This window comes from Salinispora tropica CNB-440 (genome assembly GCF_000016425.1).
In the GTDB taxonomy this organism is placed as follows: domain Bacteria; phylum Actinomycetota; class Actinomycetes; order Mycobacteriales; family Micromonosporaceae; genus Micromonospora; species Micromonospora tropica.
On record NC_009380.1, the window covers coordinates 2,273,697 to 2,295,985 of the forward strand.

18 protein-coding genes and 2 pseudogenes are annotated in these 22,289 nt (G+C 68.9%); 9 read left to right on the forward strand and 11 right to left on the reverse strand.

Translation table 11 applies throughout. The features are described 5' to 3' along the window. Positions 1-22: 22 nt before the first annotated feature. The 7 genes from STROP_RS10105 to STROP_RS10135 form a co-directional block, all read right to left on the reverse strand. Entirely contained in the window at positions 23-835 is an 813-nt protein-coding gene (locus STROP_RS10105) for an ABC transporter permease (protein WP_026275921.1), read from the reverse strand. After that, positions 813-1,661, reverse strand: coding sequence for a 2-aminoethylphosphonate ABC transporter permease subunit (locus STROP_RS10110; protein WP_011905888.1), 849 nt, complete (start codon positions 1,659-1,661; stop codon positions 813-815). Before STROP_RS10110 ends, STROP_RS10105 begins: the two co-directional genes overlap by 23 nt. Further along, the gene (locus STROP_RS10115; protein WP_011905889.1) at positions 1,658-2,794 is read right to left on the reverse strand and encodes an ABC transporter ATP-binding protein; all 1,137 of its coding nucleotides are present in this window, start codon (positions 2,792-2,794) and stop codon (positions 1,658-1,660) included. The genes STROP_RS10110 and STROP_RS10115 overlap by 4 nt, the downstream gene beginning before the upstream one ends. A 79-nt stretch (positions 2,795-2,873) precedes the next feature. Continuing rightward, the gene (locus STROP_RS10120) at positions 2,874-3,917 is read right to left on the reverse strand and encodes a 2-aminoethylphosphonate ABC transporter substrate-binding protein (protein WP_018831681.1); all 1,044 of its coding nucleotides are present in this window, start codon (positions 3,915-3,917) and stop codon (positions 2,874-2,876) included. Next, entirely contained in the window at positions 3,917-4,618 is a 702-nt protein-coding gene (locus STROP_RS10125) for a phosphonatase-like hydrolase (RefSeq protein WP_011905891.1), read from the reverse strand. The genes STROP_RS10120 and STROP_RS10125 overlap by 1 nt, the downstream gene beginning before the upstream one ends. Continuing rightward, the gene (locus STROP_RS10130; protein WP_011905892.1) at positions 4,615-5,733 is read right to left on the reverse strand and encodes a TIGR03364 family FAD-dependent oxidoreductase; all 1,119 of its coding nucleotides are present in this window, start codon (positions 5,731-5,733) and stop codon (positions 4,615-4,617) included. Before STROP_RS10130 ends, STROP_RS10125 begins: the two co-directional genes overlap by 4 nt. 146 nt (positions 5,734-5,879) lie before the next feature. Next, positions 5,880-6,620 carry a GntR family transcriptional regulator gene (locus tag STROP_RS10135; RefSeq protein WP_011905893.1) on the reverse strand — a complete coding sequence of 247 codons (741 nt, stop codon included), beginning with the start codon at positions 6,618-6,620 and terminating at the stop codon, positions 5,880-5,882. 154 nt (positions 6,621-6,774) lie between these two features. On the opposite strand from STROP_RS10135, the gene STROP_RS10140 reads away from it, so the two are divergent. Continuing rightward, positions 6,775-7,311, forward strand: coding sequence for an HD domain-containing protein (locus STROP_RS10140; RefSeq protein WP_026275471.1), 537 nt, complete (start codon positions 6,775-6,777; stop codon positions 7,309-7,311). Positions 7,312-7,314: 3 nt separating this feature from the next. Here the strand turns inward: STROP_RS10140 and STROP_RS10145 are convergent, their stop codons facing one another. Continuing rightward, the gene (locus tag STROP_RS10145; protein WP_018831682.1) at positions 7,315-7,503 is read right to left on the reverse strand and encodes a hypothetical protein; all 189 of its coding nucleotides are present in this window, start codon (positions 7,501-7,503) and stop codon (positions 7,315-7,317) included. A gap of 218 nt (positions 7,504-7,721) precedes the next feature. Further along, positions 7,722-8,084 carry an ArsR/SmtB family transcription factor gene (locus STROP_RS10150; protein WP_026275472.1) on the reverse strand — a complete coding sequence of 121 codons (363 nt, stop codon included), beginning with the start codon at positions 8,082-8,084 and terminating at the stop codon, positions 7,722-7,724. 76 nt (positions 8,085-8,160) lie between these two features. Here STROP_RS10150 and STROP_RS10155 point away from each other — a divergent pair, with 76 nt between their 5' ends. Next, on the forward strand, positions 8,161-10,116 hold the full coding sequence (locus tag STROP_RS10155; RefSeq protein WP_011905896.1) for a heavy metal translocating P-type ATPase: 1,956 nt from the start codon (positions 8,161-8,163) through the stop codon (positions 10,114-10,116). A 973-nt stretch (positions 10,117-11,089) separates the two neighbouring features. Here the strand turns inward: STROP_RS10155 and STROP_RS10165 are convergent. Next, entirely contained in the window at positions 11,090-12,709 is a 1,620-nt protein-coding gene (locus tag STROP_RS10165) for an ABC-F family ATP-binding cassette domain-containing protein (RefSeq protein ID WP_028569102.1), read from the reverse strand. Positions 12,710-13,462: 753 nt separating this feature from the next. Here STROP_RS10165 and STROP_RS10170 point away from each other — a divergent pair. From STROP_RS10170 to STROP_RS10190, 5 genes and pseudogenes are all read left to right on the forward strand, one after another. Beyond that, positions 13,463-13,930: a hypothetical protein gene (locus tag STROP_RS10170; protein ID WP_026275474.1), complete on the forward strand. Its 468-nt coding sequence runs from the start codon at positions 13,463-13,465 to the stop codon at positions 13,928-13,930. After that, positions 13,930-15,339, forward strand: coding sequence for a hypothetical protein (locus STROP_RS10175; protein WP_011905900.1), 1,410 nt, complete (start codon positions 13,930-13,932; stop codon positions 15,337-15,339). Before STROP_RS10170 ends, STROP_RS10175 begins: the two co-directional genes overlap by 1 nt. After that, the gene (locus STROP_RS10180; RefSeq protein WP_011905901.1) at positions 15,336-16,679 is read left to right on the forward strand and encodes a VWA domain-containing protein; all 1,344 of its coding nucleotides are present in this window, start codon (positions 15,336-15,338) and stop codon (positions 16,677-16,679) included. The genes STROP_RS10175 and STROP_RS10180 overlap by 4 nt, the downstream gene beginning before the upstream one ends. 14 nt (positions 16,680-16,693) lie before the next feature. After that, on the forward strand, positions 16,694-17,806 hold the full coding sequence (locus tag STROP_RS10185) for an ATP-binding protein (protein WP_011905902.1): 1,113 nt from the start codon (positions 16,694-16,696) through the stop codon (positions 17,804-17,806). Then, positions 17,803-18,798: pseudogene (locus tag STROP_RS10190) on the forward strand (DUF5682 family protein); the annotation flags it as partial. The gene STROP_RS10185 and the pseudogene STROP_RS10190, both read left to right, overlap by 4 nt. Positions 18,799-18,824: 26 nt before the next feature. On the opposite strand, the gene STROP_RS10195 reads toward STROP_RS10190, so the two are convergent. Continuing rightward, positions 18,825-19,895 (reverse strand): IS630 family transposase, encoded by a 1,071-nt coding sequence (locus tag STROP_RS10195; protein WP_011905904.1) that lies wholly within the window; start codon positions 19,893-19,895, stop codon positions 18,825-18,827. A 49-nt stretch (positions 19,896-19,944) separates the two neighbouring features. Here STROP_RS10195 and STROP_RS25135 point away from each other — a divergent pair, with 49 nt between their 5' ends. Together STROP_RS25135 and STROP_RS10205 are read left to right on the forward strand one after the other, a co-directional pair. After that, the gene (locus STROP_RS25135; RefSeq protein ID WP_011905905.1) at positions 19,945-20,358 is read left to right on the forward strand and encodes a hypothetical protein; all 414 of its coding nucleotides are present in this window, start codon (positions 19,945-19,947) and stop codon (positions 20,356-20,358) included. A gap of 43 nt (positions 20,359-20,401) precedes the next feature. Then, a pseudogene (locus STROP_RS10205) lies at positions 20,402-22,246 on the forward strand (DUF5682 family protein); the annotation flags it as partial. Between the last annotated feature and the right edge of the window lie 43 nt (positions 22,247-22,289).

The window sequence follows — 22,289 nt, forward strand, 5'->3', positions numbered from 1 at the left end:
CTTGCCTCGCCGAGGTAGACGGTCACGGTGAGCCACCGGCGGCTGCCCGGCCACGGGATATCCGGCCGAGAACCAGCAACGCCACCAGCGTCGTGCCGAGCAGGATCAGCGTGGCCGCTGCCGCGTCGAACGTACGGCCCCGATCGGTCAGGGTGAAGACGGTGACCGGCAACGTGCGCCAGTCCGGCGGGTACACCATGATCGTGGCGCCGACCTCGCCCATCGACAACGCGATCGCGAGCGCCGCGGCGGCCGACATGGCCGGCAGCAGCATCGGCAGCCGGACCCGCCAGAGCACCAGCGCGGGCCGCGCCCCCAGAGACGCGGCGACCTGGGCGTACGAACCGTCGATGCGGGTCAGCGCGCTGGACACGGTGGCATAGGAGAAGGCCAGGACGAGTACCACGTGGGCGATCAGCACGATCCAACGTGTGCCGTTGAGTAGCAGCGGCGGCCGGCTGTAGGCGACCAGCAGCCCGAGCCCGACCACCACCGATGGGATGGCGACCGGTAGATGCAGGAGCGCGTCGGCACCTCTGCGCAGCCAGCGGGGTGCCACGGCGAGTGCGAGCGCCGCCCAGGTGCCGACGGCCACGGCGGCCAGCCCGGCGACAGCCGCGGTCTGTAGGCTGACGAGAAGGCTGGCCTGGTTCTCACCGGTCAGGGCAGCGCCCAGGTGGGCGGTGGTGAAGGCGCCGGGCAGGATGTCGTTCCACTCCGCGGCCAGGGCGGCAGCCACCAGCACAGCCAGCGGTGCTGCCACGATCACCAGGAAGACGGCGGCGAACAGTGCCCAGATGGGCCAGCGGGCGCTACGGGACCAGATCAGCACCACGGTCTCCCTTACGTGTGAAGATGCGGCGATAGAGAAGGTAGAGCAGGGCGGACAGGGCGACCTCGACGACGGCGACCACACAGGCGCTCGGATAGTCGAATGTGACCACGCCCTTGGAGTGCACCAACATCGGCAGCGTGATGACGTCCTTGGCGCCGATGAAGAGCACAATGCCGAACTCGTTGAGGGTCAACAGCAGGGTCAGCGCACCACCGGCGGCGACCGCCGGGGCTATCTCCGGCAGCACGACGCGGCGCAGGACCTGGCCTGGCCTGGCGCCGAGGGAGGCGGCAACGGCGAGGCGTTCCGCCGGCAGGTGGGTGAGGGCGGCGAGCGCCGGCCGCATCACGAACGGCGTGTAAAAGGTGATCTCGGCGAGGATGACGCACCACCGTGAGTAGAGGAAGTCGCCGAGTTGAAACACGCCGGCGGCGCCGTAGAGGAAGGTGAAGCTGAGAGCGATGAGGAAGGAGGGAAAGGCCAGTAGGGTGTCGACCGCCCGGGAGGCCGCGCCGGCGCCGGGGAACGGGACCAGCGCCAGTACCACGGCGAAGAACGTGCCGAGCACGATGCAGCCGGCGGTGGCCGCTCCCGCGATGAGCACCGTGTTGCCGATCGCGCGGTGGAACTCGCCCGCCCCCAGCACGGACCGCCACGTCTCCAATGTGGTCACCCCGTCCTCGTTGGTGACCGACTGCACGCCGACGAGTACGAGCGGGTAGATCAGGAAGCCGGCCAGCACCACCAGCGGCGGAAGTGCCCAGAGCAGCGGGGAGACCCGGGCGGCGCGGATGGGGCTGGCGACGGCGAGGGCCGCGGTGCTCATGCCACACCTGCCAGACCCTGCGGAACGACGTCGGTGGCGCCCTCGGTGGGGGTGCCCGCGCCCGTCTTCGCCACCACCGCTGCGCCATGCTCCGGTAACCGGACCCGTACCGGGGAACCGACCTGCGGGAGCCCGTCGATGCTGGGCACGTCGGCGTGCACGCTGAGTCCGCCGGGCTCGTCGAGCCCGTCGATCATGCAGGTTAACCGGTAGCTTGCACCCCGCCACTGCAGGCCGGTGAGGATGGCTGCGAGGCCGGGCCCGTCGGTGCGTACCCCGATGGTGTGTGGCCGCACCGCGAGCCGCACGCGGGTGCCGGGAGTGAGTGGCCCGGGGGCGGTGGCGGTGAGGGTGACCGTGCCTACCTCAACCGTGCCGTTGACTTCACGCACGATGGCTGGCAGCAGGTTCGCCCCACCCAGGAAGGCGGCGGTGAACTCGCTCGGTGGCTGCCGGTAGAGGCCCTGGGCGGTGTCCAGGTCGAGCAGTTCGGCCTCGCGCATGACGGCGATCCGGTGTGCCAGGGTGAGCGCTTCGGTCTGGTCGTGGGTGACGTAGAGCATCGCGACGTCCGGAAGCTCGTCTCGAAGCTGACGCAGTTCGTCGAGCATGTCGGCGCGCAGCTGTGCGTCGAGGGCGGACAGCGGCTCGTCGAGCAGCAGCACCGGCGGCCGGATCGCCAACGCGCGGGCGATCGCCACCCGCTGTTGCTGCCCGCCGGAGAGCTCCCGCGGATAGCGGCGGCCGTAGTGGTCCATGCCGACCAGGTCAAGCATCTCCTCGACACGTCGGGCTGAATCGGCGCGTCGCACCCGCCGGGCACGCAGGCCGAACGCGATGTTGTCGGCGACGGTGAGGTGCGGGAAGAGGGCGTACTGCTGCACCACGACGCCGAGCCCACGCTTGTGCGGTGGCGCCCCGGTGACGTCCTGGCCGTTGAGCAGAACCCGGCCAGCTGTCGGCCGGACGAATCCGGCCAGCGCTTTTAGGGCGGTTGACTTGCCCGACCCGGAGGGGCCGAGCAAGGCCACCGTCTCGCCGGCGGCTACGTCGAGCGAGAAGTCCCGCAGCGCCGTGACCTGCCCGTAGCGGACGCTGACGCGGTCGAACTGGACCGCCGGCGACTCGGACATGCGTTGCTTCCTCCTTGGGTACGCCCCTCCGGTCCTCGCTGGCGAGGACCGGAGGGGCGGTGCGGCTTGGTGCGGTCGGTTATGCCAGGCCGAGGGCCTCGTTGTAGGCCGCGATGTCCGCGTCCATCTCGGTCAGGATCTTCGCCCAGTCGGCCGGCCAGATCTCCACGCCCTGCAGCGCCTGCTCGACCTGCTGGAACTGCTTGTCAGCGGGCTTGACGTCGGCACGTGCCGGGACGCCGTACGCCTGCTGGGACACCTGCTCCTGGGCAGTGGTGGAGAGTAGGAAGTCGGCCAGCTCGCGACCGGCGTCGGCATGTGGGGCGCCGGCGGCCAGGCCCATGGTGTACGGGATGGAGAAGGTGGATGCCCTGCCGTCCGGACCGGCCGGGAAGAAGATCTTGAAGTTGGACCTGTCGTTGTTGATCGACGCGAGGTTCATTTGCACGTCGCCGTTGGCCACGTAGATCTCGCCCTTGCTGACCTTGGGCTGCAACTTGCCGGTGGACGACGACGGGCCGACGTTGTTCGTTTCGAGCTTCGCCAGGAACTCCAGTGCCTTGTCCTTGCCGAGGATGTGCTGCAGGTGCAGCAGCACGGCGGTGCCGTCACCCGCCTGGCCGGGCGTCGAGTACTGAAGCTTCTTGGCGAACACGGGGCTGAGCAGATCGTCGAACGTCGTCGGGGCGGCGTCGACCTTGTCCGGGTTATAGATGAAGCAGAGGTAGTTGTTCACCAACGGCACGTAGGTGTCGGTCGCACCGGTCACCTGGTCGGCGCCGGCCGGCGTGTAAGGCTGTAGCAGCCCGTCGGCGTCGGCCTTCTGGATGTAGGGCGGCAGCGTGACGACCAGGTCCGCCTGGACGTTCGCCTTCTCCTTCTGTAGCCGAGAGACGACCTCACCGGAGCCGGCCTCGATCATCTGTACCTTGATGCCGGTCTGCTTCTCGAACTCGACGAACTGCTTGCTGTACCAGTCGCCGAGCCCGTCGGCGGAGTAGACGGTGACGGTCTTGTCGCCGTCAGCCCCACCCGGGTCGGAGGTGCCTGATCCGCACGCGGCGAGCGCGAGCGAGGCCACCGCGAGGGTGGCGAGAGCCAGGGGGGTGCGTCGCATGGCCATTACTCCTCAGGGGTGTCTGTGGGAAGAAGGAGGGTCTCCAGATCACTGACGGAGTGGAGAACATGGGTGGCGCCCGCATCACGCAGCGTGGCGGCATCATGCGCGCCGGTGAGCACTCCGGCGACGATGGCGGCGCCAGCACGGCGGCCGGCGAGCACGTCCGAGGCGGTGTCACCGACGGTGGTGACATGGCGGACGTCGTCGACTCCCAGTCGGAGCAGTGCGGTGAGCACCAGGTCTGGGTAGGGACGTCCACGGCCGGCCTCGGCGGGCACCAGGGTCAGATCGGCGAGGTCACGCCAGCCCAGGGCGGAAAGGATGCGGTCGGCGGTAGCCCGGGAGAAGCCGGTGGTGAGCGCGGTACGCACCCCGGCGGCACGGAGCTTGGTGATCAGTTGCTCGGCACCGTCGATCGGCGCGCAGAGCCCGGCGTCCACGAGAACCTCGTACGCCCGCTCGAAGGCACCGTTGAGACGCCGCGCTGCCGCCTCATCGCCTCCGCTGAGGTGCCGGAACACCGCGATTTTCGACTCGCCCATGGTGTCCCGGACGTGGCGTAGCGCAGCCTCCCTGTCGATGACGGTCGAGCCGACCTCGTCCAGTGCGCGGGTGAACGCCTGCTCGACGAGGCCGTCGTCGGCGACCGTGGTACCGGCCATGTCGAAACAGACGAGTCGCGTCGTACCGACCGGGACGTTCACCAGTTCAGCTCCTTCGCGGTCTGCTCGGCGATCGCCGGCGCGCAGGTCATGCCCCGCCCACCCGGCCCGGTGACCACGAGGCCGTTGTCGCCGACCCGCCGGCGTTGCACGATCTCGTTCGGGTCGACGCACTGGGCGTAGACGCCGTGCCAACGGCGCCGGATCGCCGGCAGCGGCCGGCCGAGCAACGCCGAGGCGACCTCGACGAGGTGTTCGTAGGGCTCCTCGACCTGGTCGAAGGCGAACGGCTCGGCGTAGGCGTGTGTGTCGCCGATGGTCAGGCCACCGTCCAGGCGTTGCACCATCAGCAGCTGCATGGCGTGTTCGGCAGCAACCGGCGGTTGTGGCTGGACGGAGTTCAGCGCGTCGAGCTGCGGCCCCCGGTATCCGGGGTAGTAGCGGAAGGTGTCCCCGTCGGCGACCGAGGTGGTCAGCGGTACGTCGAGTGGCGCGGTCTGGGCCATCTGCAACCAGACGCGGCGCACCGGCAGGTTGGGCGCGAGTTCGCGGACCAGGCCGGTGAGTACCGCGCCGGTGGCCAGGATGACCTGGTCGCCAACGTGCACGGCACCGTGGTCGTCACGGACTCCGCTGTCGTTGAGATCGCGCACCTCCCGGCCGGGCAGCCACTGGTAGCGGCCGCTGGCAGCAAGCGCCGCACGCAGTGCTGGCAACGCCACGCGGGACTCCACCGCGGCGTCGCGCTGGCACCAGAGCGCGGCGGTGAAGTCGCCACCGAGGGCAGGGTTGACGGCCCGCGTCTCGTCCCGGTCGAGCAGCGTGAACCCACGGGCTGCGGCGTCGGGAGCCGCGGCCGCGGCCGCGGCGACGGCGACCTCCTCGGGGGTCCGGCACACGGCGAGCGACCCGTTGGCCCGGAAGCCGATGCCGGCCACCTCGGTGCCGATCTCCTCCCAGAGTTCGCGGGCCCGCAGGGCGGACTCCAGTTCGGCGCCGGAGGCGCGTCCGGAAACCCAGACCAGGCCGAAGTTGCGGACGGTTGCGCCGCGCGCTTCCTTGTCCCGTTCCAGGTGCAGCACCTCGTGGCCGCGTCGGATGGCCTGCCAGGCGTGCATGGTGCCGAGCACCCCGCCGCCCACGATGATCAGTCGCATGTTCTCTCCCTTGCTCAGCGAGAAGCCTTGGGGAGAGCGTTGACTCGTAGGTGCAGGGAGGGTGACACGCCGGTTAATGAGCCCGAAAGGTTCGTACCTTTAACAACAGGTGTGCGGACCCGGCTCGATCGCCCGGAATTCCCAGGTCAGCCGATCAGTCGGGTGGCGAAACCGATCCGGTCACCGCGATACAGGGAGCGGACCCGCTCGATCGGCACACCGTCCTGGTCCGCCGAGACCCGTTGCATGAGCAACATCGGCTGGGCGGGGTTCGTGCCGAGCAGCATCGCCTCGCGAGGGTTGGCCAGCACGGTCTCGATGCGCTCGGTGGCCTCGGCATAGCGGATGCCGTACCGGTCGGTCATGTGCTGGTAGAGCGAGCCGGTGCCGTCGAAGTCGGTCATCAGGTCGGCGAACCGGCGCACCGGCAGGTAGGTGCTCTCCAGCCCCAGCGGTTCGTCGTCGGCGAGCAGCACCCGCTCCAGGTGCACCACCTCGTCGGTGGCATCGACCCCCAGATCCGCCGCGAGCGAGCTGCCGGCGGGCTGACAGTCGACCGTGACCACACGACGGCTCGGCTGATGACCCATGGCGTGCAGCGCTTCGGTGTAGCTGTGCAGGCCAAGCGGCTGGATCAGCTTGGGAGCGGCGACGAACGTGCCGCGTCCACGGTACGCGCGCAGGCGTCCCTCCATGGTCAGCTCGGAGATCGCCTGCCGCAACGTGGAGCGAGCAACCCCGTACGCCACCGCGAGCTGACGCTCGGCCGGCAGCAGGGCACCCTCTCCCAGTTCGGCCAGCAGGTTGAGTAGTTGGTTCTTGACCACGAAATACTTGGGAACCCGACCATGCTCGGGCACCCCACCACGAACCGCGTCGACCGTCACCGGCTGACCCTAACCCTCGGGGTCGGACCGCCCGTCCTGGAAGCCGCCCGGAGTGGCACCTGCCCTTGACGGCACAGACTCGTCGTTGCCGTTGGCGCTTCGGGCGGCCGCCCCACGACAGCATCGAACCGAGGGCCACCGTAGAGTGCCGCGCATGCATCTCGTGTTTGACACCGAGAGTTTGCTGGGTTTCCTCGCCGGGCTCGACGGGGTGTACGACGCACCCCCGCCGCTGGGGGATCCGGTGGACCTGCTGGCACACGGGCTGCAGTGCGCGGCGGTCCTGCGGGACAAGCACCCTGATGACCTCGGGCTCCAACTGGCGGGACTGGTCCATGACATAGGGCATGCCGTTGGCGACGACCCTGACCATGCCCGGGCCGGCGCCGATGTCGTCCGCCCCGTCCTCGGCGCGCGGGTGGCGGACCTCGTCGCACTGCATGTCCCGGCGAAGCGCTACCTCGCCTCGACCGAGCTCGACTATGAGCTGTCGGAGGCGAGCCGGCTGAGCCTGGCGAGACAGGGCTCCGCGATGACTGGCGAGGAACAGGAGAGGTTTCTCGCCCATCCGGCGGCGGCCGACGCGGTGACGTTGCGTCGCGCCGACGAGGCTGCCAAGATCGTCGGGCGACGGGTGCCCGGTCTCGACGTGTGGGCGCCACGCCTGCGCACGTACGCCAGCGGTGTGTGACCGTCACCGATCCGGTCCGTAGCCGTACCGATCTCGCATGTCGTCACCCCGTCCCGAGGTGAAGCGGTTTTCACCGACGCCGAGCGCGCCCTCGACCGCCGAGTACACCCGTGGTTCGGGTAGATCCCACAGCCGTTTGCCGGCCTCGGCGTCATAGCCGCCGGTCCACTCGGTATGTCGAGTTGTCGGCAACGGTTGGTGCAGTCAACGGTGCCCTGCTGCCGGGCTGCACCCCGCTCGCCGGTTCGGGCCGAGGTTGGACCGTGGATCGAGGCGAGCCGGCGGTCTGGGTCCAGTGCGCCGAGGGGCTCCTAGCGGGGTCGTCTCGACCGATGACGTCGTGGCGATCCCGGCGCAGGCGACCCGTTGACCAGCATCCGCGCAGGCCGGGCCAGCGCACGCAGGTGCCGCTACCTTGACGCTGTCGGCCGGCTGTCATGATGCGCTCGATGGCTGGGCAGGTCCTGGTCCGCGTGATGAAGGGCTTCGTCGAGCAGGTTGCGAACATGGATGTCGGCGGCGGTGTAGTAGACGAACGTGCCTTCGCGGCGTCCGTGAACCAGGCCGGCCAGGCGGAGTTTGGCCAGGTGCTGGCTGACGGCTGTTGGGGCGGCGCCGACGAGGTCGGCCAGGCAAGCCACCGAGGATTCACCCTGTAACAACGCCCAGAGGATCTTGATGCGGGTCGGGTCGGCGAGCAGGCGGAAGCTTTCGGCGGCCAGGTGGACTCGCTCCTCGTTGGGCATCTCGAAGTCCGGCAGCGTGTTGTGCACGAGCACAGGATATCTCTTGCTACCTACATGGTTGCGTATCTGCACATGTACGCAGCTATAGTGTGCCCTTGTGACGATGACCCCACCGCTGTCCGACACTCGGGCGCGTACCGATGCCAGCCTCGTTCGCGACCGTCTGGCTGGGTCCAGCGCGTGGCGGCTGCGTGAGGTGCAGTGGGCGTCGATCGCGACGGTGCTGTTCGCCGGGGGAGGTCTCGCCCAACTGTCGGGCGCACCGCAGATCGTGTGGTGGGGGCTGTATCTGGCCTGCTATGTGACCGGCGGCTGGGAGCCCGGCCTTGCCGGACTTCGCGCTCTGCGCGACCGGACCCTGGATGTGGATCTCCTTATGGTCGCCGCCGCGATTGGCGCGGCCAGCATCGGGCAGGTCTTCGACGGAGCATTGCTGATCGTCATCTTCGCCACCTCCGGTGCGTTGGAAGCGGTGAGCACCCACCGCACCGAACAGTCGGTACGCTCACTGCTCGATCTGGCCCCGCAAACCGCCACCCGCCTCACCGACGGCGGAGAGGAGATCGTCGTCGCCGCCGACCTGGCGGTCGGGGATGTGGTCCTGGTCCGCCCCGGGGAGCACATAAGTGCCGACGGCGAGGTCGTCGACGGGACGAGCCAGGCCAACCAGGCTTCGATCACCGGGGAGCCGCTGCCGGTGGACAAGCTTCCCGGCGACGAGGTGTTCGCTGGAACACTCAACGGCACGGGTGCGCTGACTGTGCGGGTCAACCGGGCCGCCGCCGACTCGGTGATCGCCCGGATCGTGGCCATGGTCGCCCAAGCATCAGCGACGAAGTCGAAGGCGCACCTGTTCATCGAGAAAGTCGAGCAGCGCTACTCGCTCGGCATGGTCGCGGCCACCCTCGCACTGTTCACCATCCCGCTGCTGGCCGGCGCCGATCTGCAGCCGACCCTGCTGAGGGCGATGACTTTTATGATCGTTGCCTCGCCGTGCGCGGTGGTACTGGCCACGATGCCCCCACTGCTGGCCGCGATCGCTAACGCGGGACGCCACGGAGTCCTGGTGAAGTCGGCGGTGGTAATGGAACACCTGGCCGACGGCGACCAGGTTGCCTTCGACAAGACCGGCACCCTGACCGAGGGCAGCCCGCGGGTCGCGGTCGTCCACCCGGTTTCCGACGTGGACCTTACCTCCGCTGACCTGCTGCGGCTGGCCGCTGCGGCCGAGTACTCCAGTGAGCACCCCATTGCCGCCGCGATCGTCACGGCTGCCCGCGAGCAGGATCTGGACTTCCCACCCGCACAGCGGTTCGTCTCCTACCCCGGTCGCGGCGTCCACGCCGTCGTCAACGACCACGCTGTCGAGGTAGGTACACCGACCCTGCTGGACGATGATCCAGACGGCGCGGCAGGACGGCTGGCGGCGCGGGTTCAACGTGACGGGCACACGGCCGCCGTTGTCCTCGTCGACGGAGTGGCTGCCGGAGTGATCGGCCTGTCCGACCGTATTCGGCCCGCCGCTGCGCCCACCGTCGCCGCGCTGTCCGCGCTGACCGGCCGGACACCGGTCCTGCTGACTGGCGACAACCCCGATGCCGCCGGCGCCGTGGCCACCCAGACCGGCATCACCGACGTTTACGCCGGATTGCTGCCCGACGGCAAGGCCGACTACGTACAACGGCTTCAGACCACGGACCGTCGAGTGATCTTGATCGGCGACGGCGTCAACGACGCCCCAGCGATGGCCACCGCGCATATCGGCATCGCCATGGGCCGCAGCGGCTCCGACCTCGCCCTGCAGACCGCGGATGCGGTCATCGTCCGCGACGACCTGACCACCCTGCCATGCTTGCTCGCGTTGGCGCGTAGAGCCCGGCGGGTGGTCATCGCCAACCTTGCCATCGCCGCATCCTTCATCGTCATCCTGGTCATCTGGGACCTTGCCGGACACCTGCCTCTGCCGTTGGGCGTTGCCGGCCACGAAGGCTCCACCGTTCTTGTCGGGCTCAACGGGTTACGACTGCTACGCAAGACCGCCTGGCGCAGCCCGCCTTAGATTACGGTGCCAATGATGACGACGTCCGCGACGTGATCCACGCCTTCAATGAGCGGGGTTCGACGCACTGGACGTCGGCCAGATCACGACGATCAGCGTCGAGATCGTCCGGCGGGTCCTGCATGAATACGGGGTGTCCTGGCAAGCCACCAAGACATGGAAAGCCAGCACCGACCCCGACTTCACGGTCAAGATGCGCCGGGTCCTGGACCTCTACGACCACCGACCCGCCGACGGGGTGAGTCCCGTGTGGACGAGGTCGGGCCGCTGAACCTGTAACCCCGCCCCGGCGCCGCCCTGGACCTGACCACCGACAAGCTGCTCTACCGCATCCGTTTCTCCCCGCACAACACCCTGAGGTCCGCACCTGGTACGCGGCCAACCAGGTAGACCTCATCGTCCTGCCGACCTACGCATCCTGGCTGAACTGGATCGAGGGGCGACCACATCCGCTGGCGCAACCGACGAGCCCGACCAAAAAACCGAACTCGCCACCGGCTCCAAGATCCGCTACCCGGACTACCCGTTCGAGGCTGGATGACGGGGCACCAGATGCTACTGGTGCCTGGTTTGGAACAGCTTCCGATAAGGAAATCAGCGGGATTGTTGCCGTCCTCAAGGAGGAAGCTGGTGTTGACGTATTCAGTCTATTGTGCGTCTTGGTTGGAGTGGGTGCGCCAGGGCATGAATATCCGGTAGCCAGGTCAATTGACTATCCGGTGGATCCTCAAGTGGCGGCGTTAACCCTCAGTTCCCTATGCGTGCGGTAGGAACTTGCTCATCGATGCCGCCACAGCATATCGGATGCTCTGGACGGCTTTGGCCGGGACCTGTTTGACGAGCGTGAACAGGCGGCGATCGCGGCAGCAGCGTCGTCGTCACCGGAGGCCTCCAGTGTGGTGCCACGCGTCGCGGCAGTCGCCGCACGTCAGCGAGGAAGCGGACTCCCCTGGTGCCCGCCGCGCCGGGTGTCTCATTCTTCCTCGGAAGATTCCGCAGTCGCGTCCGCGTCGAGGTCCAGCCAACGGGTGATGCCGATCCGCCGAAGGAACGGGAAGTCGTGGCTGACGACGACAAGCGCGCCACGGTAGCCGGCCAGCGCCTGGGCAAGCTGGCCGACGCTGTCCATGTCGAGGCTATTGGTCGGCTCGTCCAGTAGCAGCAGCTGAGGAGCGGGGTCGGCCAGCAGCAGCGCTGCCAGCGTCGCGCGGAAGCGCTCTCCTCCCGAGAGCGTGTCCACCAGCTGATCGGCGCGGCCGCCCTTGAACAGGAACCGGGCCAGCTGGGCGCGGATCTGGTTTTCGGTGGCGTGCGGGTTGAGGCGGGCGACGTTGACGAAGATCGTCCGCTGGCCGTCGAGCAGGTCCAGTCGTTGTGGCAGATAGCGCAGCGCGACATGGGCACAGACCTCGCCCTCCGCGGGCGGGAGCTGTCCGGCAATGGTGTGCAGGAGGGTGGTCTTCCCGGTGCCGTTGCGGCCGGTGAGCGCGATGCGCTCGGGCCCGTGAACCCGCAGGTCGTCAACCGTGCGGCCGGTGCGCAGACGGGCCCGGTCGAAGGTGAGAACGGTGCGGTGGGGCGCAACGGCGGTGTCCGGCAGGTCGATGCGGATGATGTCGTCGTCACGGAGTCGGTCCTCGGTCGCGTCCAGGTGCTCCTTGGCGTCGGCCAGGCGCTGGCCGTGGACGGCCTGTTGCTTGCCGCGTGAGACCTGGGCGGCGCGCTTCATGGCCTGGGCAGAAGCTTTGTCCAGGCGGTTGTCGGCGTACATCTGTTTGCCGTAGCGGGCGCTGCGGGCCTGCCTCGTCTGCGCGGCGGCCAGATCACGGCGCTGCCGGGCGAGGTCGGCGCGGGCGGTGGCGTGAGCACGCTCGGCGGCTTCCTGCTCGATGGCGATGGTGTTCTCATAGGCTGTCAGGTTGCCGCCGAAGGTGCGCACGACTCCGGTGCGCAGCTCGGCGATCTGGTCGACGCGCTCCAGCAGCTCGCGGTCGTGGGTCACGACGATGACGGAGCCCCGGTAACCGGTGACCGCGTCGTAGAGGCGGTGGCGAGCATGGCGGTCGAGGTTGTTGGTCGGCTCGTCCAGCAGCAGGACGACAGGGCGGGCCAGCAGCAGGGCGGCCAGACGCAGCAGGACTGCTTCGCCGCCGGAGATCTCGCCGACGGTCCGGTCCAGCCTGATGTGACCCAGGCCCACGCGAGCCAGGGCAGCCTGGGTGCGTTCCTCCACGTCCCACTGGTCACCCAAAGCGGTGAAGTGGTCCTCGCTGGCATCGCCGGCTTCGATCGCGTGCAGGGCGGCGCGTACGGAGGCGACACCCAGCACCTCTTCCACACGCATGGCGGGATCAAAGGTGAGGTCCTGGGGCAGGTAGCCGGGACTGCCGGCGACATGGACGGTCCCCGATGAGGGACGGAGCCGACCGGCGATCAATCGCAGGAGGGTGGACTTCCCGCTGCCGTTACGCCCGATCAGGCCGGTACTGCCCTCCCGGGCTGCCCAGGAAAGATCGTCCAGAACGTGCGTGCCGTCCGGCCAGGCGAACGACAGGCCGGTGCACAGGACGGGTGCGGTGGTGTGGGTGCTCATCAGAGGGTCTCCCGTGTACGTACTGGTAAGAGGGGCCAGCATGTGGAGACACCACACCCGTGGAGAACTGCGGACGTCGTGAAGACAAGCGCCAGATAGATGGTCAAGCCAGGCAGAAATGCCGGGCCTATGGGCAGCTCGCTTCCGAGGTCACACTCGTAGACGCCACGTCTCGGGCGCTTGGTGTCTCAGACCTCAGAGGAGCACTTGCCTCTCCCAACGGCGACAACAGATACGCCATTGATGGTACACGCACCGTGGCTCGGCCGTAGTAGGCCATGTTGACCGAGCAGTTGTCGGGGCCGATCGACTGCGCTGCTAAGCGGTACACCGGCGGAGTGCGGCAACCGACCCACCGAGCGAAACCATGGTGACCACTATCGGATCATCCACCGGTGGTGCGAGCCGCAAGGGAGCTCAGTATGGGCGGTGATCGGGCCGGCGTGCCGGCGTAGGTCGGCGGTGTTGTTGGCCCATCGGGCGACGGCGCGGCGCGGCGGTCACGTTCGGCGTGGACGCGGTCGTCGAGCCGCCAGGTGGCCTGGTCGGTTCCTCCCATCTCCTCCCGGCGTCCCTGCCTGGTGTGTCGACGTCCGCCGGATCTTGTCGTACCCGGAATCCATAGTCCCTGTCGTGCCGTACGGCGGCGGGCTGACTCCGGCGTCGGAATGGTCATGGGAGAGTTCGGTGCACGGCGGGCGGGGAGGTCGAAAGGTGGCGGATGTTGACGATGTTGGGTGGGCGCGGCGAAGTATGGTGCGGGTGGTGGCTCCCGCCCGGCCCCGCAAGCTGGTGAAGGTGCCGTTCGTGGAGCTGGCCGATGGGCGGCTGCAGGGCGTGGTGTCCAGCGGGTCAGATATCGGGCGGGTGTACGTTTCGTCGATCACAGCCAGCACCCATGCCTACCACTGCAGCACCAACAACAACCGGCCATGCGGGGGCCTCCGCGGCGCGCCGTGCAAGCACCTGGAGACTCTGGCCAATGAGGCGGTGTTGCAGTACGGGCTCGATCGGGTGGCCCGCTACCTGCGAGTCGAGCCCGACGCTGAGGTGAACACCGGCGCGGAGCTGCTGCACGGCCTGGACTCGCGGCACGAGCCGAGCTCGGCAGCGGTGGTATTCAGCCGGTTTCTACGTCACCTGTCCTACCTGGAGGTGCCGGGCAGCACCACGCCGCTGCCCGAGCTGCACTGGTTCCCGTCGACCAGGGTGGCTCGCTGATGCGCGGAACGCAGATCGCCGCCCTCACCGCTGGTCATCCGGCCGGGCTGACCGACGCCCTCAACCTGGTGGCAGGCGTTGATGCCGCCCTGACCCGAGGCCTGGCCCGGGTCGGCGAGGAGGACGCGACGGCGCTGGCCGGCCTGGCCGGCGCGCTGGCGACCACCCCGTTGGCGAACCTGGTCGGCGAGGCGGTCGACAAGATCATCGCTGGTTCGGGAACCCAGGAGTATGTCGCTGCGCTTGCTGGAGCGCGGTCGGCGGTGCTCGGAGCGGTGCACGATGCGCTGCTTGAGCAGGTCGACGTCGCGTTGGGCCGCAGTCGCGCGCCGTGGGCGCCGGTCCCGGCCGCCGTACCCGTCGAGGCGTCGCCGGCCCTGGCCGGGGTACGCGCATGGTTGTCCGAGGTGGCGGTGACCGGGTGGCGCGGCGTTGACCACGAGTTGGTGGCCGGGGCCGGGACGGCGGTTGAGGCGGTGCTGGCCGTGCCTGAACTGCGGCGGCTCGCGGTGCTGCTCGACGGCCTCGCCGCTGAGCTGCGGGCCTGCGTGCCGGTTGCCATGATGTCGCAGGTGCCACAGCGCCGCTGGGCCGACCTATGGGCCCGTGGTGTGCTGCTCGCCCAGGACACCGCCGCCGGCGATGCTGCCCTCGGCGTCGCCGAACGGGCTTCGGGGCGGCTGCTGCCGCTGGCGGTGGACGTGCACGAACACGACACCGCGGTGCAGATCCAGGTGCACGCACTTCTCGAGCCGGCCGGCGGCGGGTCGCCCCGGCTGGTCCGTACGGCGGTGGGCGCCGCGAAGGTGGACAGCATCGTCGGTCCGGCGCTGTGGCGGCTGCTGTCGGCGCAACCCGTCCTGCTGGCGGCGCTGGCGCAGCGGTGCGCTGTCATGGTGACGGATCTGCCGATGCGGGGTGCGGACGTGCACTGGCAGGACGATCGGGCGCGGCTCGACGAGCCGGTCGATCCATTCGCCGCGGCGCGGGTCCTGCTGCCGGGTGCCTTGGCGGCGGCATCGCATCCGGTGGACCGGCACCCGGCTGCGATCGCCGAGCCTGTCTTGATTGAAGGGTATGCGGTCAGCGACCGGGAGGGCGGGCTCACGATGGAGCAGGACGGCCACCAGCTCGCTGTGGCGGTCGACCGACTGCCCTCCTGCGGTCCGCTCACCCCGGAGTTGGTCGCCGCCTCGTCGGCGTGTCTCGGGCTGCTGCGGTGGGACGCCGGTCGTTGGCTGTTGCAGCCGGTGGCGGTGCAGGCCACCGTCAAGCGCAAGGTCGTCGCCGTGTACACCGGCGACTGGGCGTGCGGGGTCACCGACGCAAAGGTCGCGAAGGCCGACGCGAAGGCGGGCGACGCCGTGATGGTGTTGCGGGAACGGGCGGGACGGTTGCTGCGCCGATGACCCTCGACCATCACGATCGTGCCGACGAGAATCGGCGGCAGGTGCTCTACTGGCGGTTACTGGCCCGGCTCTTCGACCCGACCGAGCAGCCTACGCTGGAAGCGGCGAGCCTGGCCGTGGTCGAGGACCTGGGGCTGCCCGCCGCGCTGCTGGACCCGGCCGTCTCGGTGGACACTGTGGTCCAGCGCTACCCGTCGCTCGCCGCGGAGCTGCGCGGCCTGCTCACCCCTGCCGAGCACGCACCAGTGGCCGACGGCACCGCCACACCGGAACCCGGCCCAGCCGAGGTGCGGCGGGCCGCGCTGGTGTCGAAGGTGCTGCTCAACGTGTTCGCCGCCGGCACCGGGCCGGTCAGCGCCAGCGAGCTGGCCCGGTGGCAGTCCGACGCCGGCTGGTTTGAGCAGGCGCTCGGTGCCGAGCCGGGCGAGCTGCGCCGGCAGGGCGGGACGGGGCTGGGTGGTGCTCTCGCCGCGCTGGAGGGCGACCTGGTACGCCGGATGCATCTGCGCGAGGTGCTCGCCGACCCGGCGCTGGCCAGCCGGCTCACGCCGAGCATGTCGCTGATCGAGCAGTTGTTGCGGGACAAGGCGAACCTGTCCGGGGTAGCGCTGGCCAACGCCAAGGCGCTGATCCGCCGGTTTGTCGACGAGGTTGCCGAGGTGCTGCGCACGCAGGTGGAGCAGACCAGCGTCGGAACCATCGACAGGTCGGTGCCGCCGAAGCGGGTGTTCCGTAACCTCGACCTGGATCGCACCATCTGGCAGAACCTGACCAACTGGAGCCCCGAGGACCAGCGGCTCTACGTCGATCGCCTCTACTACCGGCGTACGGCCCGCCGTACGACACCGGCTCGGCTGATCGTGGTGGTGGACCAGTCAGGCTCGATGGTCGACTCGATGGTCAACTGTACGATCCTGGCGTCGATCTTCGCCGGGCTACCCAAGGTGGATGTGCATCTGATCGCGTACGACACACAGGCGTTGGACCTGACCCCGTGGGTGCGCGACCCGTTCGAGGTTCTGCTGCGCACCAAACTGGGTGGCGGCAACGACGGTCCGGTCGCCATGGCGATGGCCCGGCCCAAGATCGCCGAACCGCGGAACACCGTCATGGTGTGGATTTCGGACTTCTACGAGTTCGACCGATCGCAGCCCTTGTTCGACGGCATCGAAGCCGTGCACCGTTCCGGCGTGCGATTCATCCCGGTCGGCTCAGTCAACAGCTCCGGGCAGCAGAGCGTCAATCCCTGGTTCCGGCAACGCTTCAAGGACCTGGGCACCCCCGTGATCTCGGGTCACATCCGCAAACTCGTCTTCGAGCTCAAGAGCTTTCTCACCTAGGAGTCCAACCCCTCATGTCCGAGATGCTGCGTGCCCCCGTTGAGGTCAAGTACGCCGATGAACTCGACTACCTGGCGTCGGTCGACACCGATTCGAAGCCGTTTTCCTGGCGGCTCAGCCCACGTATGGTCCGGCTATTCGTCCTCGGCTCCGAACGCGCCGACGGGCTGGACCGGGTGATCCCGCAGAAGTGGTTCGGCGACCGCAGCTTCGTCGAGCGCAGCATCGTCACCCTGGCCTCCGACCGGGGTCTGCTGCTTATCGGTGATCCCGGCACCGGCAAGAGCTGGCTGGCCGAGCTGCTGGCCGCGGCGATCTGCCGCAACTCGACGCTGGTCGTGCAGGGTACCGCCGGCACCACGGAGGACCACGTCAAGTACTCGTGGAACGTGTCCATGGTCATCGGCCGGGGGCAGTCCCGAGAGTCGATGATCCCGTCACCGATCATGACGGCGATGGAGCAGGGCGTCATCGGCCGCTTCGAGGAGCTGACCCGCTCCACCAGCGACGTACAGGACGCGCTCATCTCCATCCTGTCGGAGAAGTACGTCTCGATTCCCGAGCTGGACCATGACAACATCGTCTTCGCCAAGCCGGGCTTTTCCATCATCGCGACCGCGAACAGCCGTGACCGCGGGGTCAACGACCTGTCCTCGGCGTTGAAGCGACGGTTCAACTTCGTCCGGATCCCGGTGGTGACCAACAAACGTAGCGAGGCCGAGATCGTCCGGTTTCGCACCGAGGAGCTGCTGCGTCGGCACCGCATCGAGGTGGAGGTTCCGCCCACCCTGCTGGACATCTTGCTGCAGAGCTTCGCCGATCTACGTACGGCTGCTGCGGGGGCGACCAGCGACGACGAGAAGCTCGAGTCGGCGCTGTCCACGGCGGAGCAGATCGGCGTGCTGGAGGACGCCATCCTGCACAGCCAGTTCTTCGGCGACCGGGCGTTGCGTGCCGAAACCCTGGCCGGGTCGCTGATGGGGTCGTTGGCCCGGCGAAGCCCGGAGGACCTGGCGATCCTCAACAAGTACCTGCACGGGGTGGTGGAGCCTCGGGCCAAGCAAGACGGCGGTGGGTGGGAGGACTTCCTCGACGGCGGCCGCCAAGCGATTGCCGCTCTGTCGTGACCGCGCCCACCGCAGGTGGCTCCTTCACGGGTCTGCGCCAACAGCTCACCGCCGCCGCCGCTGCCTTCGCCGACTCCCCGGACGCGCTCGCCGGCATCCTCACGGGCATGGTCGACGACGTCGACCGGGCCCTCGCTGTGCCGCTGGAGATCTTCCCGGTGTGCCACCACTCGCCGGCCTCCGCGCTGGCCATGGTGCGCAGGCTGCGCGAGAAGCAGCCCCGGGTGATCTATCTGGAACTCTGCGAGGACCTGCAACCACTGCTGGGTGAACTGGGCAACTGCCGGCTTCCGGTGGCGGTGCAGGCGTTCGCCTCCGAGTTGGACGGCCACCCGCGCGAGTGGGGCCCGCTCAGCGTCGTCGCACCGATCACCGAGGCCTCCGCCGAATACCAGGCCATCGTGTACGCCCTCGAAACACCCGGGGTGGAGCTGGTGTTGGTGGACCGGTCCACCGACCACGTCTTCCAGTGGCTGCCCCACACCCCGGAAGCCCGGCCGGATGGCGCTCTTCCGGCAAGCGAGGAGGCAGGCCGGCCCGGCGACGACGCTGCCCTGCACGGTGACGCGGTGGGCGTGGAGATCGGTGACTTGCGCCCCGGATTCGCGGAGCTAGAGGCGCACCTGCTGCACCACGGCAAGGTGCGGCACTGGTCGGAGTGGTGGGACCAGTACGTCGAGCAGCCCCTCGCCGATGCCGACCATGACACCTACCGGCAGGTGATGGTCCTCATCGGCAGCCTGTTCCGTCGGCTACGCCCGGCCCGTCCCGAGCGGCTGGACCGCGACGAGGAGCGTGAGCGGTACATGTGGACGCGGATGCGCGAACACCTCGCCGCCTCCGATGTCGACCCCGGCCACTGCCTCTACGTCTGCGGCGCCTTCCACGCGGCCAGTCAGGTCGAGCAGTTTGGCCTCACCTCCGACGCCCCCGCCTACGAAATCAGCCCCCGCACCGGCACCCGCTGGCGGTACGGGCTCATCCCGTCTAGTGCAGCCCCGCATAAGTTCTTGACGGGTCATGCGGCCTTGAGGGGGCGGCCGTCGTAGGTCCAGCGGAAGGGTTTCGCGGTCCGGTTGTAGTGGGTGAAGAACTTGAGGATCTTGTTGGCGAGGTGCTCGCGGGAGGTGAACTCGCCGCGACGCAGTAGCCTGCGGGTCAGGATCGAGAAGACCAGTTCCACTATGTTCAGCCAGGACGCGTGTTTCGGGGTGTAGGTCACGCTGAACCTCGGGCGTGCGGCCAGCCAGGCCCGGGTGGCTTTCGAGGTGTGACTGGACCCGTTGTCCAGGACCAGGTGAATCCGCAGGTGGGCAGGGGTTTCGAGGTCGATCTCGGTGAGGAAGTCGAGGAAGGCGTCGGAGTTGTTGCGGTCGATGATCTTCGGCCGGACGGTGCCGTCGGAGACGTCGAGGGCGGCCATCAGTGAGACGGTGCCGTGTCGGCGGTACTCGAACTCGCGGCGTTCCGGGCGGCGGTGCCCCGCGCGGCGGGTCCGGTATCGGCGTGACTTGGCCTGAATACCGGTCTTCTCGTCCACGCTGAGCAGTACCGTGCCGGCGGGAACATGCTGGTAGAGAGTGCAGATCTGCTCGGCACGGGCGAAGAAGCCGGGATCGTCGGGCCGGTTGAGCCAGCCCCGGACTCGGTGCGGTTTGATGTCGACACCGGCCAGGATCCGCCCGACCTGGCTGGCGGAGATCGCGATGCCGTGCCGCTGCCGCAGGTGCCCGGCGATCAGCGGGTGGGTCCATTGGGCGTCGGTGTCGGGTGGCTCACTGGTCGCGGTCGCGATGATCAGCAGGTGTACGTCGATGTCGTAGAGCGGCGGGCGTCCCGGGCGGGGCCGGTCGTTAAGGGCGCGCATGCCCCGGGTGCGGTAGTCGCGGCGGGTCTTACGCACGGTGGCCACCGTGCAGCCGACCTGCCGGGCGATCTGCGCGTTCGGGACCCGGTTCGCGGCGGCGAGCAGGATCCGGGCCCGGCGGACCTGCCGGAACTGTGCGCTGGACTGCCCGGCGATTCGGGTCAGGGCCTTGCGGCGGCGCCGGGTCAGCTGGACCCGGTCGACAGGTTGCAGCCTGGCCATCAGCGGCAAGCCCTCATTCCATGATCGACGAAGGTGACGATCATGGACGATGCCGCAGGAACGGGCGTGTCGGCAGGTGACGACACGCCCGGAGTTGATCACACTGGACGCCGTGCCCGTACCCAGCAAACGCGTCAAGGACGACCTCGCCGCCGACCTCGACCACCACGCCTCACAGGTCTGGCCCGGCCTGGAAGAAGTCACCATCCGCTGGCGCGGCAGCCACGGCTACGTCACCGCCTGGACCAGTGAAGACGACGGCGTACCCGTCTGCCGCCTCGAATACCTCGGCTTCGACGACGTCTACGGCTTCGCCCTCCACGACCCGGCCACCGACACCTACACCCACAGCCTGCTCCCCGACGGACACCCCGAAGGCAGCCCACAAGACGCCCTCGACTGCGCCATACGACTGCACCTGACCGGCATCGCCGATCAGCCCCTCAACGACGAAGACGACTGACAACCAACCCCGCACGACCCGTCAAGAACTTATGCGGGGCTGCACTAGCCATTCCGCCATCGAGGCGCAGTTCGGCCTGGCCCCCGGCTCGGTCTCCATCGCCGCGGCGACCTGGACGAAGGCGCTGAAGCGCTCGGGGCTCACCCCGTACCGGCTGGACGCGCAGCGCGGTACCCGTACTCGCGGCCGTGGCGGGCGGGGCATCGCCGCGCCTGCCACCGGTCTCCCCGACCGGCTCTCCGGATTTCTCGCCGCACCACCCGAGCTCAACGGCCTCGACGAGACGGAGCTCCGCGGCTGGTGCGTTGACATCGTTCGGCTCGCCCGACGCAACGGCTACCTTGCCAGCACCGCCGACGCGATCGCCGTCTACGAGACCTCCATCCTCCTCGCCGGCCTACGCAGTCGGACCCGTCCCACCCCGTACGACTTTGCCGACGCCGCGGTCACCTGCATCGAGAAGGACGTCGTCCCCGGCCGGCGGGACGTCCGCCGGCTCTGCGAGATCCTGCTCGGCGGCGACCGAGTCGGCCAGGTCGGCTACGAGGCCCTCCCACCGCTGGCCCGCGATGTCCTCGAACGTCTCCGCCCGCTCGGTTTGGACCTGGAGAAGCGCACCATCCAGCGGGCCCTGCTCGACCTGCACGCCGACTCGCGACTGGCGCCCTGCTCCGATCTGCTCTGGATGCTGCGGTACCTGCTCCCGCACGATGCCCTTCGTCCGATCATGGGGGAGCGGCGGCTGGGTCACCGCTCCATCCAGGAGAGTTGGGATGTCGCTCTCGGCCGTAACCAACGGGCCCTGATCGAGCTGGGCTACGAGGGCGTCACCGTGGAGCAGGTGCTGGAGCAGCGGCTGCGTCGCGTGGTACGCGGGGCGCAGGCGACTGCTGCCGGAGCTCTGGCGGCGATCGAGGACGCCATCCGACTGCTCGATAGTCCTCGTCTGGTCGACGAACTCGGCGCTCGGGCCGTGGAGCTACTCGCCGCCGAACGCACTGTCGACGACGCCCCGAACGTGCTGCGCCGCATCCGCCGGCTACTGGCCCACTACCGCGCCACTGCGACGGCTCTACCGGCCTGGTGCGAGGCGTTCGTGGCCGCCGGCTACACGCACTACTGCACCCTGCTGCCGAGCGCGTTCGTCGACGAGCAGGCCGGGGTCCGGCAGGTCGGTGCCATGCTCGGCTTCCTGTTCAGCATGGAGAACCTGGCGCTGTCCCTCGGCTGCGACCGCACGCAGCTCGAACTCGCCGTTGCGCAGGCACACCCGGAGGCACCCGCAAAGGTGGCTCTGCACTGGTCGGCCCGACACCAGCTGGGCCTGCTGCCCCTCGCCGAACTGCGCGCCCGCTGCGCCGATCTGCTGGCCAACCCGCTGGTGGTGCCGATCTTTCCGCGGTACCTCTCCGGCTTCGTGCAGGCCCTCGACTCGGTACCCGGGCTGGCGTCGTTTGTGGTCGAGCTGATGTCGACCGCGTTCGCTCAGCTGCCCGACCCGATCCTGCTGCCCTGGCTGCCCACTCTCATCAATACGCTGCGCGAGCACGGCTCGGAGCTGGTACCACTGCTGATCCGCGAGGCGGCAAACACCTTCCCCGGCACCCTGCCCGCGCTGGACACCTGGGTGCCGCCCTGGGCCACAACCACCCCGGCACCGGCCCCGCCGGTCGTGCCGGCGGGGCCGGTTGTCGGCCTGCTGACCGACCATCCCGATTCCGTCGATGCGATCGCCGCACTGCTCGGCTGCTCCAACCCATGGCGACGACACGACCAACGTGCCGGCACCGAGGTAGCGGCACTTCTCACCCAACACCCGGACAGCGCGGTAGCCGTGGCCGACCTCCTGTCGGCACGGTCGCGAATCGCCCCATCGAGGCAGGACTAGCCTCCGCCCGGCTGACCACCTCACCCCGAACCCGACCCTCAAT